Origin of the sequence: uncultured Limnohabitans sp. (genome assembly GCF_937889215.1) — a bacterium.
Lineage (GTDB): Bacteria > Pseudomonadota > Gammaproteobacteria > Burkholderiales > Burkholderiaceae_C > Limnohabitans_A.
This window is the reverse complement of the sequence record NZ_CALBEX010000375.1, coordinates 1-1,127: the sequence shown is the minus strand read 5'-3', so window position 1 is coordinate 1,127 and position 1,127 is coordinate 1. Positions and strand designations below refer to the sequence as shown.

The window sequence follows — 1,127 nt, the reverse complement described above, 5'->3', positions numbered from 1 at the left end:
CTAGCGTCAAGGGCTTGCCCAACCGATTCATTTACGGCACCAGCAAGGCGGCGGTGATTGGCCTGACCAAAAGCGTGGCCGCTGACTACGTGCGCCAAGGTGTGCGCTGCAATTGCATCTGCCCCGGTACCGTGGACACGCCCTCGCTGCAAGACCGCATCAACAGCTATGCCGACCCGGTGCAGGCGCGCAAGGACTTCATCAATCGCCAGCCCATGGGGCGGCTGGCGCAGGCGCACGAGATTGCGCCCATCGTCACTTTCCTCGCTTCTGACGAATCCATCTTCGCCACCGGCAATGCCTACATGGTTGACGGTGGCATGACCATTTGATTTTTCCGAAAGACAGACATGAACTTGTTGAACTTGAAAGGCCGTCACGCGGTCATCACCGGTGCAGCCACCGGTCTGGGTTATGCCATTGCGCAGCGCATGCTCGCCTCGGGCGCACGCGTCACCATCTGGGACCGCGATGCGGCGGGCATGGCCCAAGCGGCCGAACAACTGCGCCAAGGGCAGCTGGGCGCGGTGGTCAACACAGTGCAGGTCGATGTGGTCGACCACGCTTCGGTGGTGCAGGCCACCGCGCAAACCATCGCTTTGGCCGAGGTGGACGTGCTGGTCAATAGCGCGGGCATCACCGGCCCCAACGTCAAAGTGTGGGACTACCCGGTCGACGCCTGGAAGCAGGTGTTCGATGTGAACGTGCACGGCCTGTTCCATTGCTGCCGCGAACTCAGCGCCCACATGAAGGCGCGCAACTACGGGCGCATCATCAACATCGCCTCGGTTGCGGGCAAAGATGGCAACCCCAACGCCAGCGCTTACAGCGCGAGCAAGGCAGCCGTGATTGGTCTGACCAAATCGCTGGGCAAGGAGCTGGCCGACACCGGTGTGCGCGTGAACTGTGTCACCCCGGCGGCTGTGAAGACGGCGATCTTTGATCAAATGACGCCCGAGCACATCCAGTTCATGCTCTCTAAAATCCCGATGGCCCGCTTTGGCGAGCCTGAAGAAGTCGCCGCCATGGTGACTTGGCTGAGCACCGAAGAATGTTCCTTCTCCACCGGCGCGGTCTTTGACCTGTCCGGCGGCCGTTCCACTTATTGATTTTGTTCAAGCACTGAA

The 1,127-nt window shown here is 61.0% G+C and carries 2 protein-coding genes; both read left to right on the top strand.

What is annotated here, in order from left to right:
* Nucleotides 1-332, top strand: a 332-nt coding sequence (locus Q0341_RS09505; protein ID WP_299512515.1) for an SDR family oxidoreductase, incomplete at its 5' end; no start/stop codon positions are given.
* Between the two features lie 18 nt (nt 333-350).
* On the top strand, nt 351-1,109 hold the full coding sequence (locus tag Q0341_RS09500) for an SDR family NAD(P)-dependent oxidoreductase (RefSeq protein WP_299512513.1): 759 nt from the start codon (nt 351-353) through the stop codon (nt 1,107-1,109).
* The last annotated feature ends 18 nt before the right edge of the window (nt 1,110-1,127 follow it).